General features: G+C 68.4%; 13 protein-coding genes. 9 read left to right on the plus strand and 4 right to left on the minus strand.

Annotation, left to right across the window (positions count from 1 at the left end; genetic code table 11):
• Positions 1-13: 13 nt before the first annotated feature.
• Both ACEN9V_RS13125 and ACEN9V_RS13130 read right to left on the minus strand, forming a co-directional pair.
• Positions 14-766: a DUF4064 domain-containing protein gene (locus ACEN9V_RS13125; RefSeq protein WP_413600688.1), complete on the minus strand. Its 753-nt coding sequence runs from the start codon at positions 764-766 to the stop codon at positions 14-16.
• A gap of 96 nt (positions 767-862) precedes the next feature.
• On the minus strand, positions 863-1,705 hold the full coding sequence (locus tag ACEN9V_RS13130) for a spermidine synthase (protein WP_402727275.1): 843 nt from the start codon (positions 1,703-1,705) through the stop codon (positions 863-865).
• Between the two features lie 130 nt (positions 1,706-1,835).
• Here ACEN9V_RS13130 and ACEN9V_RS13135 point away from each other — a divergent pair, with 130 nt between their 5' ends.
• The 6 genes from ACEN9V_RS13135 to ACEN9V_RS13160 all read left to right on the plus strand — a co-directional run bounded on the left by ACEN9V_RS13135 (position 1,836) and on the right by ACEN9V_RS13160 (position 12,870).
• Positions 1,836-2,336, plus strand: coding sequence for a hypothetical protein (locus tag ACEN9V_RS13135; RefSeq protein WP_413600689.1), 501 nt, complete (start codon positions 1,836-1,838; stop codon positions 2,334-2,336).
• Positions 2,333-3,556, plus strand: a complete 1,224-nt coding sequence (locus ACEN9V_RS13140) for a sensor histidine kinase (RefSeq protein ID WP_413600690.1) — start codon at positions 2,333-2,335, stop codon at positions 3,554-3,556. The genes ACEN9V_RS13135 and ACEN9V_RS13140 overlap by 4 nt, the downstream gene beginning before the upstream one ends.
• Complete coding sequence (locus ACEN9V_RS13145; protein ID WP_413600691.1) at positions 3,553-4,194, plus strand: response regulator; 642 nt, start codon at positions 3,553-3,555, stop codon at positions 4,192-4,194. Before ACEN9V_RS13140 ends, ACEN9V_RS13145 begins: the two co-directional genes overlap by 4 nt.
• A 332-nt stretch (positions 4,195-4,526) precedes the next feature.
• Positions 4,527-5,099: a hypothetical protein gene (locus ACEN9V_RS13150; protein ID WP_413600692.1), complete on the plus strand. Its 573-nt coding sequence runs from the start codon at positions 4,527-4,529 to the stop codon at positions 5,097-5,099.
• 353 nt (positions 5,100-5,452) lie between these two features.
• Positions 5,453-8,941: a DNA-directed RNA polymerase subunit beta gene (rpoB, locus tag ACEN9V_RS13155; RefSeq protein ID WP_281266035.1), complete on the plus strand. Its 3,489-nt coding sequence runs from the start codon at positions 5,453-5,455 to the stop codon at positions 8,939-8,941.
• A gap of 47 nt (positions 8,942-8,988) precedes the next feature.
• Positions 8,989-12,870, plus strand: coding sequence for a DNA-directed RNA polymerase subunit beta' (locus ACEN9V_RS13160; protein WP_281266034.1), 3,882 nt, complete (start codon positions 8,989-8,991; stop codon positions 12,868-12,870).
• Between the two features lie 75 nt (positions 12,871-12,945).
• Here the strand turns inward: ACEN9V_RS13160 and ACEN9V_RS13165 are convergent, their stop codons facing one another.
• Both ACEN9V_RS13165 and ACEN9V_RS13170 read right to left on the minus strand, forming a co-directional pair.
• Entirely contained in the window at positions 12,946-14,049 is a 1,104-nt protein-coding gene (locus ACEN9V_RS13165) for an Ig-like domain-containing protein (protein ID WP_413600693.1), read from the minus strand.
• Positions 14,050-14,218: 169 nt separating this feature from the next.
• Entirely contained in the window at positions 14,219-14,617 is a 399-nt protein-coding gene (locus ACEN9V_RS13170; RefSeq protein ID WP_281266032.1) for a VOC family protein, read from the minus strand.
• Positions 14,618-14,847: 230 nt separating this feature from the next.
• Here ACEN9V_RS13170 and ACEN9V_RS13175 point away from each other — a divergent pair, with 230 nt between their 5' ends.
• The 3 genes from ACEN9V_RS13175 to ACEN9V_RS13185 are packed head-to-tail and all read left to right on the plus strand — an operon-like array spanning position 14,848 to position 19,369.
• Positions 14,848-16,518, plus strand: coding sequence for a GspE/PulE family protein (locus tag ACEN9V_RS13175; RefSeq protein ID WP_413600694.1), 1,671 nt, complete (start codon positions 14,848-14,850; stop codon positions 16,516-16,518).
• Positions 16,519-16,535: 17 nt separating this feature from the next.
• A complete protein-coding gene (locus tag ACEN9V_RS13180) occupies positions 16,536-18,146 on the plus strand; it encodes a type IV pilus twitching motility protein PilT (RefSeq protein ID WP_413600695.1) in 1,611 nt (536 codons plus the stop codon).
• The gene (locus ACEN9V_RS13185; protein WP_413600696.1) at positions 18,146-19,369 is read left to right on the plus strand and encodes a type II secretion system F family protein; all 1,224 of its coding nucleotides are present in this window, start codon (positions 18,146-18,148) and stop codon (positions 19,367-19,369) included. Before ACEN9V_RS13180 ends, ACEN9V_RS13185 begins: the two co-directional genes overlap by 1 nt.
• Positions 19,370-19,481 lie beyond the last annotated feature (112 nt).

The following is a 19,481-nucleotide window of genomic DNA, read 5'->3' on the forward strand; positions in this document are numbered from 1 at the left end:
CACACGCGGTTGCTCAGGAGACGCCGTTCGAGACCGCGACCGCGGCGACCGCCGCGTACGTGACGAGCACCGCGATCACCGCGACGATGGCGAGCACGACGGCGAAGACACCCCAGCCGCGTCCGCGCTTCGTCGCGATCGCGATGATGCCCTGCACCAGGGCCCAGAGACCGATCACCGTCCCCAGGAGGAACAGCACGCCAGCACCCGCGAGCGCCGGGTCGTTCTCCATGTCCTGGAACTGCGACGGGTCCGGGGTCGTGCTCCCGCCGTTCTGCAGGAGCTGGTCGAACGCGCTGCTGTGGACGATCGCGGTGCCGAAGAGGTAGCCGGTGATGACGCCGACCACGAGTGCGACGAGCCCGAGGACGAACGCGATGACACCGACGGTCTTCTTCTTCGCCTTCGGTTCCTCGTAGCTCTGCCACCCGGGGGCGCCGGCGGACGCGGGTGCCGCTGCTGCGTGCTGCTGACCGCCCCACGTCGGAGCGCCCTGCTGCTGGTCGTACTGCTGCTGGCCGTACTGCTGCTGCCCGTACTGCGGCTGCTGCTGGCCGTACTGCTGCTGGTCGTACTGCGGCTGCTGCGGTGCGGCCTGCTCGCCGTACTGCGGTGCGGAGGCCGGGGTGATGCGCTCGCCGTATCGCGGTGCATCGTCCTGCGGAGCCGCCGGCTGCTGCGTGGGCTGCTGCGGAGCGGGCTCGCCCCAGGTCGGTGCCTGGCCGTCGCCCGGCCGGTCCTCGTTGCTCCGGTCGTCGTTCGTCATGAGCGCTTCCCCGTCTCGTTCGTCCACGCACCTGCGCGGTCGTTCAGCACCCATCCTGGCAGCGGCACCACCAGGTTGCCCGCAAGCAGGTCCGGGTCAGGCGCCGAAGACGGACCGGTTCGGTTCAGGAGACGCGACGGCCGTCGCGTCGGTGACGATGGGCGCACCGGCGATGAACGACCGGAGCTCCGCGCCGTGCACGACCTTCGCGGGCATCGGGTCGGACGAGTACCGGCGGGGCATGTCCGCGACCGGGAGGTCCGTGGGGGAGCCGAGCAGCACGATGTTGCCGAACCGACGGCCCTTGAGCATGCCGGTGTCCGCGACGGCCGCGACGGACGGCAGCACCGACTGCAGCGTCGACGCCTGGCCCCTGGCGAAGGCGAGACCGGCACCGTCGGCGACGTTCACCGCGACGATGCCCGTCGGGGACAGGAACTCGGCGACCTCGCGGTAGAACTCGACGCTCGTCACGTGCGCCGGGATCCGTGCGCCGCCGAACACGTCCACGACGGCCAGGTCGACGGTGCCGCGCAGCCCGTGGGGGAGCTTCCCGAGGACCTCGCGCGCATCGCCGTACCGGACCCGGATCGAGGCGCCTCGGGGGAACGGCAGGGCCTCACGCACCTGGTCGACCAGGTCTCGCTCGAGCTCGATCACCTGCTGCCGCGAGCCCGGTCGGGTCACCGCGACGTAGCGCGGGAGCGTCAGGGCGCCGGCGCCGAGGTGCAGTGCCGTGATCGGTCCGGGCGGCAGCAGGTCGATCGCGTGGCCGATCCGGCGGATGTACTCGAACGCCAGGTGGGTCGGGTCCTCGAGGTCGACGTGCGACTGCGGCGTGCCGTCGACGACGAGCGTGAACGAGCCCGGCCGGTGCCGGTCGGGCTCGATCACCGAGAACCCGGCACCGAGCTTGAACCCGTCGAACGCATCAGCCATGGGTCCATGGAACACCACGCGATCACCACCCACGTCCCCACCCGTGGTTGGTGTGGTCCGCTGAGCGCCCGAACCACGATGGGATCACCGGCCGGGAACCCCCGCCGGACTCCACCGAAAGGCACACATCATGTCGGTCCAGCTCATCGCGAACATCGTCATCGGGCTCGCGCTCGTCGGGTTCCTCGCGTACCGGCAGGCCACCTGGCAGTACCTGGACCCCGCTCGCATCTGGCGTGGTCCGCTCGTGATGGCGGTCATCGGCGTCGTCGTCCTGGCGCAGACGAAGGCCACGATCACCACGACGGACATCGTCTTCCTCGGCATCGAGGCGCTCATCTCGGTCGGCGTCGGTCTGGCGATGGGCACGATGACCCGCTTCCGGACGGTGTCGACCCCTGATGACAAGGGCCGAACGATCCAGTCCCGCACCGGCTGGTACGGCGCCGGACTCTGGTTCGTGCTCATCGCCGTGCGCGTCGGGCTGGACGTCGTCGGCGGCACCATGGGCGCACACCTGCTCACCTCCACCGGCGCGATCCTGCTGATGCTCGCGATCAACCGTGCGGCCCGCGCGCTCGTCATCGACCAGCGCATCCCCGGACGGACCCGCGGCATGATGGTCAGGTGACCCTGCTGTCCGTCCCCGAGCCGACCGACCCGTCCGCGGGCCGGTCGCGTTCGCGTCTCGGGTGGGTGCTGAGCGCCGTCGGCATCGTCGCCGTCACGTTCTGGTTCATCAGGAACGGCATCGCCGAGCAGCTCCCACCGTGGGTCTGGGTCGTCGGTGGCGTGACGATCGCGGCGTGGACGCTCCGGGAGTTCGTCAGGACGCCTCGCACCATGGCGGCAGCCGGCGCGGTCATGGTCGTCGCGGGCGCTGCCGTGGTCGCCCCGACCGACGCACTGATGATCGCGGCGGTGATCGTCGGCATCGTCGTGCTGCAGGCGAGTGCAGCGGTCCCGGTGTGGGCCGGAGTCGTCGCCGCGCTGGTCGCCCTCGTCGAGATCGCCGTCTCCGCGAGCCTGGAGGGCGCCACCGTGCAGTTCGTCCTCGGGTCGTGCGCAGGACTGGTCCTCGGGATCCTCGTCGGGTTCAGCCGGCGGCAGTACCGCGTCGCCGAGCAGCAGGCGCGCCAGGCCGAACGCGACCAGCAGCGCGCCCGGCTCCTGGCCGACCGGTCGCGGGCCGCCAGGGACATCCACGACGTCCTTGCGCACTCCCTCGGTGGCCTGGTGCTGCAGCTCGACGCGGTGGAGGCCCTGCTCGAGGCCGGCCGGGTCGACGAGGCCACGCAGCGTGCCGGTGCCGCGCGCACCCTCGCGGCCGACGGTCTCGCCGAGGCCCGCCGTGCGGTGCACGCCCTCCGCGACGACGCAGAAGCGGACACCGACACAGCCGCGACCACCGACACAGCCCCGGTCGCAGCACCGGGCGCCGGCCTGCACCCCCTCGTCGCCGCCCACCGCGACTTCGGCGGGGAACTCGTCGTCACCGGCGACCTCGCCCTCGCCGACCTGGACGACGCCCACCGCGTCGTCGTCGTCGCGAGCACCAGGGAGGCCCTGAGCAACGCCCGCCGCCACGCCCCCGGCCGACCGGTGTCCCTCTCGGTGATCCGGGACGGCGACGCCGTCGACGTGGTCGTCGCGAACCCGCTCTCCGGCGGCGGCCACGGACTGATCGGCATCCACGAGCGCTTCGCGGAGCTCGACGCCGGCGCCACCGTCGAGGCCGAACGCTCCGAGGACGAGTTCGTCGTCGCGATGCACGTCCCCGTCGCCGGCGCCCGCGTCGACGAACCAGACGCGCAGGACGTGCAGAACGCGCAGAACGTGACGGACGCATGACCATCCGCGTGCTCGTCGTCGACGACCAGGCGATCGTGCGCGACGGCCTGGTGACGGTGCTGTCCATGGTGCCGGACCTCGAGGTCGTCGGAGAGGCAGCCGACGGAGCGGAGGCGCTCGCCGCGGTGGAACGGTGGTCCCCTGACGTCGTGCTGATGGACCTGCGGATGCCGGGCGTCGACGGTCCGACCGCCACGGCGCGCATCACGGCGGAGCACCCCGGCGTGGCCATGCTCGTGCTGACGACCTTCGCCGACGACGAGTCGATCACCACCGCGCTCCGAGCAGGTGCCCGCGGATACCTGACCAAGGACGCCGGACGGGTGGAGATCGCCGCCGCCATCCAGGCCGTCGCGTCCGGGCAGTCCACGTTCGACGCCGCGGTGGGAGCACGACTCGTCGCGCAGCTGACCGCGACGACGGCACCCGAGCGGCCGGCGTCCCTCCGCGCCCGCTTCCCCGAGCTCACCCCGCGTGAGGCCGACGTGCTCGAGCGCATCGCCGACGGTCGGACGAACCCGGAGATCGCCGCCGAACTGTTCCTCACCGTGCCGACCGTGAAGTCCTACGTGAACCAGCTGTTCCAGAAGCTCGGTGTCCGCACCCGCGCGGAGGCCGTCGCCCTCGCCCTGCGCTGACGCGCGAGCGCGGCCGGTCGGCTGACGTGCGAGGACCGCCGTCCAGATGAATGCGTACACATGAACGGCCAGTGAACGCCAAGCGTCCTGACGTACCGTCGACCACCGTCGTCGTGCCGGGTGCGTCGACCCCCTGGAGCCCCCACCTCCCCGCGGGTCCGCACGCCGGCCGACCGTGACGCGCGTCGCTGTGCAGCGCACCCCACGCCGTCACCCGCAGTCCGCCTGCGGCTCCTCGGTGTGCTCGCGCGCACCGACCATTGAGTACATTGCGTTCGTTATGTAAAATACGGATGCAGCATCCGCCGGCCACGAACCGCAGGAGACCCGACATGTCCGCCGACACCATGAGCATCCAGACGCACCGTCCCGCCACGCCGAGCGTGCCCGCGGAGGCGACCCGTGCCTCCCGTCCGTTCCACGCGGACCGCGAGACGGCCCCCGTCTGGATGCGCGTGATCGGTGGTGCGCTCCTCACGGCGGGTGTCGGGTTGACCGCGGCCGTGCTCGGCTGGCCGGGGGAGGCGCCGGAGGCGGCGCTCCTCGTCCCGGGTCTCGTCGGCGTCGTCGTCGGCCTGCTCCTGCTGTTGGCGCGGTCCGGGTTCACGGTGACCGACACGCACGTCACCCTGCACTTCCGCCCCCTCCCGCCCCGGCGGATCGCGCGGCACCGGATCGTGGACGCCCGTCTCGTCGAGGCCGACGCGGCGACGTACGGTGGCATCGGCCTGCGGCTCGGCCGCGGCGTCCGGGCGCTGCTGCTCACCCCGGGGCTCGGCATCGAGCTCACGGACGAGCGTGGTCGCGTCACGTTCGTGCGGACGCGCCGTCCGGAAGACGCGTTCCGTGCGCTGGCGGGCCTGACTGGAGGCTCGGCTGCAGCTGCGCGCGAACGCCTGGGCTGAGCGCACGGCCGGGAATGGCTGCTGGTCGCCGCTGCTTATACACGGCAGTCCTGATCTTGGTCAAGCCAGGACTGGACATCGTGCGCGAGCGCTGCCTATGATGGCAGTTCGCGCTCCCTGGCATCCGTGTCGTCATATTGCGGTCGACGCAGAGTTCTTCGAGAACAGGCCCTGGTGAGTTCGGTCCCGTATATGTCGGCGGGTACCGCTCACCCAGATCATCGCACATGTGTTCCCGCTCACGCGGCTGGCCCATGATCGCGTGTCTTCGAGGGTTGCGCCGAGCGTTCAATCCACTCACCTACATGCTGCTCGTCAGTACCGGCCCGACGGGGCCTACGGAGGTCACACCCTTGGCTGCTGCGCCCAACGCATCCACCAACCCCAAGAACGGTCGCAACCACTCGCGACTCTCGTTCGCCAAGATCACGGACACCCTCACGGTTCCCGATCTGCTCGCTCTCCAGACGGAGAGCTTCGACTGGCTCGTCGGCAACGACGTCTGGAAGGCCCGACTGGCCGAGGGGCAGGAGCAGGGTCGTACCGACCTCGCGCTGCACTCCGGCCTCGAGGAGATCTTCGAGGAGATCTCCCCGATCGAGGACCTCGGCGAGACCATGCAGCTCTCGTTCACGTCCCCGGAGCTCGAGGACCCGAAGTACTCCATCGACGACTGCAAGGAACGCGGCAAGACCTACGCCGCCCCGCTGTACGTCAACGCCGAGTTCATGAACCACATGACCGGTGAGATCAAGACGCAGACGGTCTTCATGGGCGACTTCCCGCTCATGACCGAGCGCGGCACCTTCATCATCAACGGCACCGAGCGTGTCGTCGTCTCGCAGCTCGTCCGCTCCCCCGGCGTGTACTTCGAGCGTCAGCAGGAGAAGACGTCCGACAAGGACATCTACTCCGCTCGCATCATCCCGTCGCGTGGCGCATGGCTCGAGTTCGAGATCGACAAGCGCGACCAGGTGGGCGTGCGCATCGACCGCAAGCGCAAGCAGTCGGTCACGGTCTTCCTCAAGGCCCTCGGCCTGACGAGCGAGGAGATCCTCGACGAGTTCCAGGGCTTCGCCTCGATCGAGTCGACCCTCGAGAAGGACGCCATCCTCACCAAGGAAGAGGCGCTCAAGGACATCTACCGCAAGCTCCGTCCGGGCGAGCAGGTCGCTGCCGAGGCCGCGCGTGCGCTCCTCGACAACTTCTACTTCAACCCGAAGCGCTACGACCTCGCGAAGGTCGGCCGCTACAAGCTGGACCGCAAGCTCGGCATCGACGCGCCGCTGTCCGACTCCGTGCTGTCCGTCCAGGACATCGTCGCGACCATCAAGTACCTGGTCTCGCTGCACGCCGAGCGCACCACGATCGACGGCGTCCGCGACGGCGAGCCGGTGCAGCTCCGCCTCGACGTGGACGACATCGACCACTTCGGCAACCGTCGCATCCGCGCGGTGGGCGAGCTCATCCAGAACCAGGTCCGCACGGGTCTGTCCCGCATGGAGCGCGTCGTCCGCGAGCGCATGACCACGCAGGACATCGAGGCGATCACGCCGCAGACGCTCATCAACGTGCGTCCCGTCGTCGCCGCGATCAAGGAGTTCTTCGGAACGTCCCAGCTGTCGCAGTTCATGGACCAGAACAACCCGCTCGCGGGCCTGACGCACAAGCGTCGTCTCTCGGCCCTCGGCCCGGGTGGTCTGTCCCGTGAGCGTGCCGGCGTCGAGGTCCGCGACGTCCACCCGTCGCACTACGGCCGCATGTGCCCGATCGAGACCCCTGAAGGCCCGAACATCGGTCTGATCGGCTCGCTCGCGTCGTTCGGTCGGATCAACTCGTTCGGCTTCATCGAGACCCCGTACCGTCGCGTCGTCAACGGCGAGGTCACGAAGACCATCGACTACCTCACCGCCTCGGAAGAGGACGAGTTCGTCGTCGCGCAGGCCAACGCCCCGCTGACCGACTCGTTCCACTTCGCCGACGACAAGGTGCTCGTCCGCAAGAAGGGCGGCGAGGTCGAACTCGTCGCCAAGGACGAGGTCGACTACATGGACGTCTCCCCGCGCCAGATGGTGTCGGTCGCGACGTCGCTCATCCCGTTCCTCGAGCACGACGACGCGAACCGCGCCCTCATGGGTGCGAACATGCAGCGCCAGGCAGTGCCGCTCCTCCGCTCCGAGTCGCCGCTCGTCGGCACCGGCATGGAGGGCTACACCGCCATCGACGCCGGCGACGTCGTCACCGCCGACAAGGCCGGTGTCGTCTCCGAGGTCTCGGCCGACGCCGTGACCCTGCAGCTCGACGAGGGCGGCACGCAGACGTACTACCTGCGCAAGTTCGACCGCTCGAACCAGGGCACGAGCTACAACCACCGCGTCGTCGTCTCGGCCGGTGAGCGTGTGGAGCAGGGCGAGGTCATCGCCGACGGCCCCGCGACGGAGAACGGCGAGCTCGCGCTCGGCAAGAACCTCCTCGTCGCGTTCATGCCGTGGGAGGGCTACAACTACGAGGACGCGATGATCCTGTCGCAGAACCTCATCAAGGACGACACCCTCTCCTCGATCCACATCGAGGAGTACGAGGTCGACGCCCGCGACACCAAGCTCGGCAAGGAAGAGATCACCCGCGACCTCCCGAACGTCAGCCCGGACCTCCTGGCCGACCTCGACGAGCGCGGCATCATCCGCATCGGTGCCGAGGTCCGCCCCGGCGACATCCTCGTCGGCAAGGTCACGCCGAAGGGCGAGACCGAGCTCAGCGCCGAAGAGCGCCTCCTCCGCGCCATCTTCAACGAGAAGTCGCGCGAAGTCCGCGACACCTCGCTGAAGGTGCCCCACGGTGAAGAGGGCACGATCATCGGCGTCAAGGTGTTCGACGCGCAGGACGGCGACGACGAGCTCGGCTCGGGCGTCAACCAGCGCGTGGTCGTCTACATCGCCCAGAAGCGCAAGATCACCGCAGGTGACAAGCTCGCCGGTCGTCACGGCAACAAGGGCGTCATCTCGACGATCCTGCCGGTCGAGGACATGCCGTTCCTCGCGGACGGCACCCCGGTCGACATCGTGCTCAACCCGCTCGGCGTCCCCGGCCGCATGAACTTCGGCCAGGTCCTCGAGATCCACCTCGGGTGGCTCGCGAAGCAGGGCTGGAACGTCGAGGGCGTCCAGGAGTGGGCATCGGCCCTCCCGGAGGCGGCGCGCAGCGCGGCACCCGGCACGAAGGTCGCCACCCCGGTGTTCGACGGTGCCTACGAGCGTGAGATCGAGGGCCTCCTCGACTCGACGCTCCCGAACCGCGACGGCGAGCGCCTGATCGGTTCCTCCGGCAAGGCCCAGCTCTTCGACGGTCGCTCCGGCGAACCGTTCCCGGAGCCGGTCTCGGTCGGGTACATGTACATCCTGAAGCTCCACCACCTGGTCGACGACAAGATCCACGCCCGTTCGACCGGCCCGTACTCGATGATCACGCAGCAGCCGCTGGGTGGTAAGGCGCAGTTCGGTGGACAGCGTTTCGGTGAGATGGAGGTGTGGGCGCTCGAGGCGTACGGCGCCGCCTACGCCCTCCAGGAGCTCCTGACGATCAAGTCCGACGACATCCTCGGCCGCGTGAAGGTCTACGAGGCGATCGTCAAGGGCGAGAACATCCAGGAGCCCGGCATCCCGGAGAGCTTCAAGGTCCTCATGAAGGAGATGCAGTCGCTCTGCCTGAACGTCGAGGTCCTCTCGGCCGACGGCCAGGCGGTCAGCCTCCGCGACACGGACGACGAGGTCTTCCGTGCCGCTGAAGAGCTCGGCATCAACATCTCCTCGCGGTTCGAGTCGTCCTCCGTCGACGACATCTGATCCCGCCCCGCCCGACAACGTTTCGAATTCAGCAAGAGAGAAGAACATTGCTCGAAGCAACTTCCTTTGACGCACTGCGGATCGGCCTCGCCACGGCCGAGGACATCCGCCAGTGGTCGTACGGCGAGGTCAAGAAGCCGGAGACCATCAACTACCGCACCCTGAAGCCCGAGAAGGACGGTCTGTTCGGCGAACAGATCTTCGGTCCTTCCCGGGACTGGGAGTGCGCCTGCGGCAAGTACAAGCGTGTCCGCTTCAAGGGCATCGTCTGCGAGCGCTGCGGCGTCGAGGTCACCAAGTCCTCGGTTCGTCGTGAGCGCATGGGCCACATCGAGCTCGCCGCACCCGTCACGCACATCTGGTACTTCAAGGGCGTCCCGTCGCGCCTGGGCTACCTGCTGGACATGGCGCCGAAGGACCTCGAGAAGGTCATCTACTTCGCCGCGTACATGATCATCAGCATCGACGAAGAGGGCCGGCACGCTGACATGCCGGGTCTCGAGAACGAGATGCGCCTCGAGATCAAGAACCTCGAGAACCAGCGCGACTCGATCATCGCCGACCGCCTCAAGAAGCTCGAGGACGACCTCGCAGCGCTCGAGGAAGAGGGCGCCAAGGCCGACATCAAGCGCCGCACCAAGGACACCGCCGAGAAGGAGATGTCCCAGGTCCGCAAGTCGTTCGACGAGGACATCACCCGTCTCGAGCGCGTGTGGGAGGACTTCCGCAACCTCAAGGTGGGCGACCTCAAGCCCGAGGACGCCGTCTTCCACGAGCTGCAGGACCGGTTCGGGATCTACTTCGACGCCTACATGGGCGCCGAGGCGATCAAGCTCCGTCTCGAGGCGTTCGACCTGGCCGCAGAGGCCGAGTCGCTCCGTCTGCAGATCGCCGAGGGCAAGGGCCAGAAGAAGATCCGCGCGATCAAGCGTCTGCGCGTCGTCTCCTCCTTCCTCGCCACCGGCAACTCGCCGGCAGCGATGGTCCTCGACGTCGTCCCGGTCATCCCGCCGGAGCTCCGCCCGATGGTGCAGCTCGACGGTGGCCGCTTCGCCACCTCGGACCTCAACGACCTCTACCGTCGTGTGATCAACCGCAACAACCGTCTCCGCCGCCTGCTCGACCTCGGTGCCCCCGAGATCATCGTGAACAACGAGAAGCGCATGCTGCAGGAAGCGGTCGACGCGCTGTTCGACAACGGTCGTCGTGGTCGCCCCGTCACGGGTACCGGCAACCGCGCCCTGAAGTCCCTGAGCGACATGCTCAAGGGCAAGCAGGGTCGTTTCCGCCAGAACTTGCTCGGCAAGCGCGTCGACTACTCGGGTCGTTCGGTCATCATCGTCGGCCCGCAGCTCAAGCTCCACCAGTGCGGTCTGCCCAAGCAGATGGCCCTCGAGCTGTTCAAGCCGTTCGTCATCAAGCGCCTCATCGACCTGTCGCACGCGCAGAACATCAAGTCGGCCAAGCGCATGGTCGAGCGTTCGCGTCCGCAGGTGTGGGACGTCCTCGAGGAGATCATCCGCGAGCGCCCCGTCCTGCTGAACCGTGCGCCGACGCTGCACCGTCTGGGCATCCAGGCGTTCGAGCCGCAGCTCGTCGAGGGCAAGGCCATCCAGCTCCACCCGCTCGTGTGTGCTGCGTTCAACGCGGACTTCGACGGTGACCAGATGGCCGTGCACCTGCCGCTGTCGGTCGAGGCCCAGGCCGAGGCACGCATCCTGATGCTCGCCTCGAACAACATCCTCAAGCCGTCGGACGGCCGTCCGGTCACCCTGCCCGCGCAGGACATGATCATCGGTCTGCACCACCTGACGACCGTCCGCGAGGGCGCCGTCGGTGAGGGCCGTGCGTTCTCCTCCGTCGCCGAGGCGATCCTCGCGAAGGACCAGAACACGCTGCACCTGAACGCCAAGGTGAAGATCCGCATGTCGGGTGTCCACTTCGCCGAGGGTGAAGCACCTGAGGGCTACGAGGTCGGTCAGCCGATCCTCCTCGAGACGACCCTGGGTCGCGCGCTCTTCAACGAGACCCTGCCGGCGGACTACCCGTTCGTCCAGCGGGTCACCGACAAGGGCACGCTCTCCGCGATCGTCAACGACCTCGCCGAGCGCTACTCCAAGACCGAGACGGCCGCTGCGCTCGACCGGATCAAGGACGCCGGCTTCTACTGGGGCACGCGCTCCGGTGTGACCGTCGCGCTCTCCGACGTCGTGACGCCTCCTCGCAAGAAGGAGATCATCGCCGGTTACGAGGCGCAGGCCGCCAAGGTCCAGGGCGAGTTCGACAAGGGTCTGATCACCGACGCGGAACGTCGCGCCGACCTGATCAAGATCTGGACCGAGGCCACCAACGAGATCGCGCAGGAGATGCGGGACAACTTCCCCATCGACAACACGATCAACCGCATGGTGTCCTCCGGCGCCCGTGGTAACTGGCTGCAGGTCCGCAACATCGCCGGTATGCGTGGTCTGGTGAACAACCCGAAGGGCGAGATCATCGCCCGCCCGATCATCAACTCGTACCGCGAGGGCCTGACCGTGGCTGAGTACTTCATCGCCACCCACGGTGCTCGCAAGGGTCTTGCCGACACCGCGCTCCGCACCGCGGACTCCGGGTACCTCACCCGTCGTCTCGTGGACGTCTCGCAGGACGTCATCATCCGCGAGGACGACTGCGGCACCACGCGCGGCCTCGAGCTGCCGATCGCCACGGTCGACGCCGACGGCAAGCTCGTCCGCGACGCCCGCGTCGAGAACACCGTGTACTCGCGCACCCTCGCCACCCCGGCGACGGACGCGAAGGGCACGGTCGTCGCCGAGGCAGGCGAGGACGTCGGTGACGTCCTCATCGACAAGCTGGTCGCGGCCGGTGTCGAGAGCATCAAGGTGCGCTCGGTGCTGACCTGCGAGTCGGCCGTCGGTGTCTGCGCGAAGTGCTACGGCCGGTCGCTCGCCACGGGCAACCTGGTCGACATCGGCGAGGCCGTCGGCATCATCGCCGCGCAGTCCATCGGTGAGCCCGGTACCCAGCTGACGATGCGTACCTTCCACACGGGTGGTTCGGCGTCCGCCGACGACATCACCCAGGGTCTGCCCCGTGTCACCGAGCTCTTCGAGGCCCGTACCCCGAAGGGCGCGTCCCCGATCGCCGAGGCCCCCGGCCGCGTCGTCGTCGAGGACACGGACAAGGGTCGTCGGATCATCCTCACGCCGGACAACGGTGACGAGCCGTTCATCTACCCGGTGCTCAAGCGTGCGACCCTCCTCATCGAGGACGGCCAGCACGTCGAGCTCGGCGAGCAGTTCATCGCCGGCACGGTGGACCCGAAGGAGGTCCTCCGTGTGAAGGGCGTCCGTGAGGTCCAGAAGCACCTGGTCAACGGTGTGCAGGACGTGTACGGCTCGCAGGGTGTGCCGATCCACGACAAGCACATCGAGGTCATCGTCCGCCAGATGCTCCGCAAGGTGACGGTCGTCGACCACGCCGACACGGACCTGCTCCCGGGTGAGCTCGTCGACCGTTCGCGGTACAACGAGATCAACCGTGCGGCGCTGCAGGAGGGTCGCAAGACCGCTTCCGCTCGCCAGGAGGTCATGGGCATCACGAAGGCGTCCCTCGCGACCGAGTCGTGGCTGTCCGCCGCGTCCTTCCAGGAGACCACCCGCGTGCTCACGCAGGCGGCCATGGAGGGCAAGCAGGACCACCTCGTCGGCCTCAAGGAGAACGTCATCATCGGGAAGCTCATCCCCGCCGGGACGGGCCTCAGCCGGTACCGCGACGTGGACGTGAACGCGACGGAGGAAGCGAAGGCGGAGCGGTACCCGAACCGCATCTTCGCGGACGACTCGTCGTTCTCGGACGCCGACCTGAGCTTCGTCGACTTCGACAGCTTCTCGTCGGACGACTTCACGCCGGGCACGTACAACTGAGCCGAGTGATCCACTGACGAGGGCCCCGCATCCACCAGGATGCGGGGCCCTCGCTCGTTGCCGGAGTGGATGTGGTCAGCGGTACGTCCGCGTGACGCTGCCGAGGGGGCCGTCGTCGCCCGTGGCCGAGACGGTCACGGTGCCGCCGGCCATGCGACGTGGGTCGAGCGTCACGCTCCACTGCGACGACCCGGGCACCGGCGGCTCGACGCGGTTGCCGTCGGCGTCGGTCACCGGTGTGCCGTCGGCGTCGGTGAACGACAGGCGGGCGCCGGGCTCGGCGGATCCGCTGAGGACGAGCTTCTTGGCGGTGACCTTCGTCACGTCCGCCGTCACCGGGAACGGGATCGTCGCCCCGCTCGTCGTGGAACCGATGAGCTTGCCGTCGTCGTACACCTCGGCGACGATGCCCATGAACCGGGTCCCGGCGGGCGGGTACGCCAGGTCGGCGCTCCACGTGCCGTCGGTGTTCGCCGTCCAGTCCTGCCCGTCGGTCAGTGACCACGGGGCACCTGATTCGTCGACGAACCGCATGTCGGTTCCTGCCGGACCGCGCCCCTCGAGGTGCACGGTGCGGGCGACGGGGTCGACCCGGACCGTGTCCACGAAGGGGGAGGGTTCGAGCTTCGCCGAGGAGTTCACGCGGAGCTGCTCCGTCCCGTCGAAGCGTTCCACGGTCGTGAGGGTGTGGTCACCGAAGCGCACGCCGGTGATCCGGTGGGCGAAGGCGCCGTCGCGGTCGGTCGTGGTGGTCGCGGTCGGGACGCCGTCGAGGGTGAGCTCGATGCGGCTGCGGGGCTCGAAGCCGGTGCCGTCGATCTTCAGGGAGCGGTTCCAGTTCTCGCGGGCGACCATGATCCGCTCGAAGCTCACCTCGTGGGTGCTCGCGCGGAGGGTCGCCGCGGGGGAGCCGATCGAGTCGGCGACGCGGAAGGTGTGGTCCCCGAACCCGTCGACGTGCGCCGTGGTCCGCCACGAGCCGTTCGGCTTGACGCGGGTCTCGACGGGCGCACCGTCCGAGGGCGTGATCGAGACGAGATCGCCGGCGTCACCAGTGCCGGCCAGGGTCACGTCACCCGCGTTGTGCGCGATCGCGCCGACCCTCGCGGTGAACTGTGCCGCCTGCGCCGGGGACGCGACGAGCGTCGATCCGAGGACGAGCGCTGCGGCGACGACCACCGCTGCGCATCGCCGCTGTACCACATCTGAAATACGCGTGTTCTGCATGATGGCCATGCTGGCACTGCGCCGGACGCCTGTCCAGAGATTGCCGGATCTCCTTGCCGCAGACCAACTGGAGGCTCGGTGCCAGCTGGCACCGAGCCTCCCGTCCGCCGTTCGGTCGCGTCTAGATCGTGCGGCCGGCGTCGCTGTCGCGACCGCCTGATCCGCGCCCCGTCTCGTCCGCGAGCGAGTAGAGGCTGAGCACGTTGCCGTCGGGGTCACGGACGTCGAACCAGTCGACGGCGCCGTCGACGCACTCGATGGGCCCCACGTCGATGCCGAGCGCGCCGATCCTGGTGTGCTGCGCGGCGACGTCGTCGACGCCGAAGCGGACGATGACCGCGTTCTCCTCGGCCTGGTCGTCCTCGAAGAGCTGGATCCAGATGCCGCCGATCTCGTACTCGGCAATGCCCTCGTCCGGCTCGAGGTCCGGCTCGACGCGCTCGAACACCGCGCCGTACCAGAGGCAGGACGCTTCGATGTCGGTGACGGGCAGCCCCACGGTCACGCTCGTGATGTCCATGACTCATCATGTCCTGCGAGTGCCGCGCACGTCGAGGGATTTCCTGTCCTCCACAGCACGATCCATTCCGCGCCCGTCCACCGTCCCCTGTTCTGGGTGCGCCCCGATGTCCTCCGGCCCTCATTCTGGGACTTCGGTACCCGCCGGTCCCGGCCATAGCGTGGACAGGCGTCGAACCCTGTCGACGCACCACGACGTCCTCACGCAACCCGAAGGAGGCAGCGAGACTCATGGCGACGCTCTCCGAGATCCTGATCCTCAACGGAGCACTCCCGATCGAGCACCTCGACTCGCTCACCGGCGACGAGGAGATCGACGAACGCTCGATCCGCTCCCTCGTCGACCGTGGCGTCGTCAGCGAGGCGCAGTTCATCACCGCACGTGCGGCGTCGAACAACTCCAAGACCGTCCCCTTGACCGACTACCCGGTCGATGGCACCGCGGTGTCGATGCTCCCGGCGGCGCTCTGCCGGCGGCACCAGGTGCTCGGCATCGGCTTCGAGGGCGAGGTCCTCGTCCTCGCGATGGTGAACCCGACGAACGTGCTCGCGGTCGACGACGCCCGTGCCGCGTCCGGCCGTGCGATCAAGCCGCTCCAGGTCGAGGAACGCGACCTCGCCGCGGCGCTCGACCGCTACCTGCGTGCCGACGACGAGCTCAACGACCTGACGTCCTCCCTCGAAGAAGAGGCGACGGCGAACGCGCAGCAGCAGGTCGACATCGGCGAGGGCTCGCTCGACGACGTCCCGATCGTCCGCTTCGTGAACCTGCTCGTCTCGCAGGCGATCCAGGACCACGCGTCCGACATCCACATCGAGCCCGGCGAGCACGAGGTCCGGGTGCGCTACCGCATCGACGGCGTGCTGCACGAGATGGCCCCTGCGCCCAAGAACATCCAGAACGGCGTCATCAGCCGTCTCAAGATCATGAGCGACATCGACATCGCCGAGCGTCGCAAGCCGCAGGACGGCCGCATGTCCGTCCGCCACGGTGGCCGCCAGATCGACCTCCGCGTGGCGACCCTCCCCACCGTGTGGGGCGAGAAGGTCGTCATGCGAATCCTCGACAACACGAACACGTCGATGTCCCTCAAGGACCTCAACCTGCTCGAGCAGAACTTCGACGCGTACCAGCGGTCCTACTCCAAGCCGTACGGCATGATCCTCGTCACCGGCCCCACCGGGTCGGGCAAGTCGACCACCCTCTACACGACGCTCAACGCTGTCGCCCGACCCGAGATCAACGTCATCACGGTCGAGGACCCGGTCGAGTACCGGATGGCGGGCATCAACCAGGTGCAGGTCAACCCGAAGGCCGGCCTGACGTTCGCCTCGGCGCTCCGGTCGATCCTGCGTTCCGACCCCGACGTCGTGCTCCTCGGTGAGATCCGCGACCACGAGACCGCCCAGATCGCGATCGAGGCATCGCTCACCGGTCACCTCGTGCTGTCCACGCTGCACACGAACGACGCCCCCTCGGCGATCACCCGTCTGACCGAGATGGACATCGAGCCGTTCCTGGTCGGGTCGGCGCTCGACTGCGTCGTCGCCCAGCGTCTCGCCCGCAAGCTCTGCGACCGTTGCAAGGCCCCGGCCGAGTACACGTTCGACCAGCTCCGGGTGCTGGGCTTCGTCGGTGATGACGACGCCACGATCCCGCCGTTCTTCGCGCCGGTGGGCTGTGCCGTCTGCTCGAACACCGGGTACCGCGGCCGCATCGCCCTGCACGAGGTCATGACCGTCTCCGAGGAGATCGAGCGCCTCGCTGTCGCACGGGCCTCCAGCGCCGAGATCAGCCGCGTCGCGCAGGAGCAGGGCATGCTCACGCTCCGCCAGGACGGGTGGGAAAAGGTGAAGCTCGGGCTGACGAGCGTCGACGAGATCCTGCGCGTGGTGGCGTAGGCGAAGGGCACGAACCGATGACCGACTCCGTGTACGACATCCCCGACGTCAACGACCCCATCGACGGCTGGCACCCCGGCCGTCCCGGTGCCGAGGTCGGCGGCCGCCGTGCCGCGCGCCTGGCGTCGCAGTCGGAGGCGACCGCAGCTGCGCCGGCCCCCGCCGCTGCGCCCGCGCCAGCCGTGCCCGTCTACGACCTGTCCGACGACCTCACCGGCTGGCCCGCACCGTCCGGTTCGCCCGTCGCCGTGCCGGTCGCGCAGCCGCAGGCGCGTCCGGCGACCCCGCCGGCCGCGGTCCCGCCTTCGACCGCGTCGTACGGGTACGCGGACCAGGCGACCCAGCACCTGCCGGTCGTGCCTGCCGACCCGACCACGGTCCTCCCGGCCGTGCACGCACCCACCGTCTTCGCGACGCCCGCCGCCGCTCCGGGAGCCGAGCCGCTGCCGGAGATCGGCTTCACGCGCCACGCTCGTGAAGTCGCGGACCCCGACCTCATCACCGCGCTCGCCCAGGTCGTCTACCAGGGCGCATCCGACCTCCACGTCACCGCCGACGCCCCGCCGACCGTCCGTGTCGACGGCGGTCTCCGCCCCGCAGTTCCCGGCGGGCCCTGGGCACGGAACAAGGTCATCGCGGCGCTGAAGACCCTGATGACCGTCGAGCAGGCCGGGCAGTTCGACCACGAGCAGGAGCTCGACTTCGCGTACTCGCTGTCGCCGGAGTACCGCTTCCGCGTGAACTACTACCAGCAGCGCGGCAACTGGGGAGCGGCCTTCCGCATCATCCCCACCAAGATCAAGACGCTCAAGCAGCTCGGGATCCCGGAGCACGTCGGCGACTTCGCCAAGCTGCCGCGTGGGCTCGTGCTCGTCACCGGCCCCACCGGGTCCGGCAAGTCGACCACACTCGCCGCGCTCATCGACCTGGTCAACGAGACCCGTGCCGACCACATCGTCACGGTCGAGGACCCGATCGAGTTCATGCACGACCACAAGAAGGCGATCATCAACCAGCGCGAAGTCGGTGCGGACACGCACTCCTTCGCGAAGGCGCTCAAGCACGTGCTCCGTCAGGACCCCGACGTCATCCTGATCGGCGAGCTCCGCGACCTCGAGACGATCTCCGTCGCGCTCACCGCTGCCGAGACCGGCCACCTGGTGTTCGCGACGCTGCACACGCAGAGCGCTCCCGGCACCATCGACCGCGTCATCGACGTGTTCCCGCCGCACCAGCAGGGACAGATCCGGACGCAGCTCGCCTCGACCCTCGAAGGCGTCGTCTGCCAGACCCTCGTGCCGAAGGCGAGTGGGGTCGGTCGGGTCGTCGCGACCGAGATCATGACGACGACCCCCGCCATCGGCAACCTCATCCGCGAGGGCAAGACCTACCAGATCACCTCCGCCATGCAGGCCGGTCGTGACTCGGGCATGCACACGATGGACCAGGACCTCGCCGAGCTCGTCAACGTCGGCACCATCACGCGGCGTGCGGCGATGGAGAAGGTCCACGACCACGAAGGGTTCGACCGGCTCGTGCAGCGCGTCGAATCACCGTCCGACTCGTCCGCAGCGGCCATCGCCGCGAGCGGGATCGACTTCGGCGACAAGTTCTCCGGAGGCCACTGATGTCACTCGCGTTCGACTACCGGGGCCGCGACGGCGGCGGCAAGCTCGTCAAGGGTCGGCTCGACGCCGCGTCCGAGGGTGCTGTCGTCCAGCGCCTCCGCACGATGGGGGTCTCGCCGATCGCCATCACCGAGGCGAAGGCCGGCACCGGGCTGCAGACCGAGATCAAGATCCCGGGGTTCGAGAAGGGCGTGGGGCTCAAGGACCTGGCGATCGTGTCGCGCCAGGCGTCGACCATGCTCTCGTCGGGGCTGTCCCTGCTCAGGACCCTGTCGATCCTGACGGACCAGACGGAGAACAAGAAGCTCAAGGGCATCTTCGAAGACGTCCGCGACCAGGTCGAACGTGGCGTCGCGTTCTCGGACGCCGTCGCCAAGTACCCGGTCGACTTCCCGCCGATCATGATCAACATGATCCGCGCCGGCGAGACCGGCGGCTTCCTCGACCAGGCCATGGACTCCATCGCCACGAACTTCGAGAAGGAGCACAAGCTCCGCTCGACGATCAAGTCGGCGATGACCTACCCGGTCGTCGTCCTCTGCATGTCGTTGGCCGCGGTCGTCATCATGCTCGTCTTCATCGTCCCGATCTTCCAGGACATGTTCTCGAGCCTCGGCGGCAAGCTCCCCCTGCCGACGATGATGCTCGTCTACATGTCGCACGCGATGGTCTACGTCGGGCCGGTTCTCGCCGTCCTGATCATCGTCGGGTTCTTCTGGTGGCGGGCGAACAAGAACTCGCCCAGGGTCCGTGCGGCGGTCGACCCGATCAAGCTGCGCCTGCCGGTGTTCGGCGGGCTCAACAAGAAGATCGTGATCGCGCGTTTCTCGCGGAACCTCTCGAACATGATCGGTGCCGGTGTCCCCATTCTCCAGGGATTGCAGATCGCCGGAGAAGTCTCCGGGAACTACGTGGTGGAAAGCGCGGTGAACCGCGTTGCGGAAGCCGTGCGAAAAGGAAACACCATTGCCGAACCATTGTTGAAAGAACCGGTGTTCCCGTCGATGGTCTCGCAGATGGTCGCGGTCGGCGAGGACGCCGGTTCGCTCGAGGTCATGCTCGAGAAGATCTCCGAGTTCTACGACAGCGAGGTCGAATCGACGACAGAAGCGCTCACCTCGCTGATCGAGCCGCTCCTCATCGCGTTCCTGGGCGTGGTGGTCGGCGGCATGATCGTCGCGCTGTACCTGCCGATCTTCCAGATCACGAGCCTCATCAAGTAGTCCCCCTGACCACCCCCGTCACTCGGACGGGGGTGGTTTGGTTTGTCGGCGTCCCCGCTTCTGGGGGCATTTTGCTCCGCCGTGGCCCCCGTTCTCGGGATTACCGCCAGAA

Source organism: Curtobacterium sp. Curtsp57, assembly GCF_047324335.1.
Lineage (GTDB): Bacteria > Actinomycetota > Actinomycetes > Actinomycetales > Microbacteriaceae > Curtobacterium.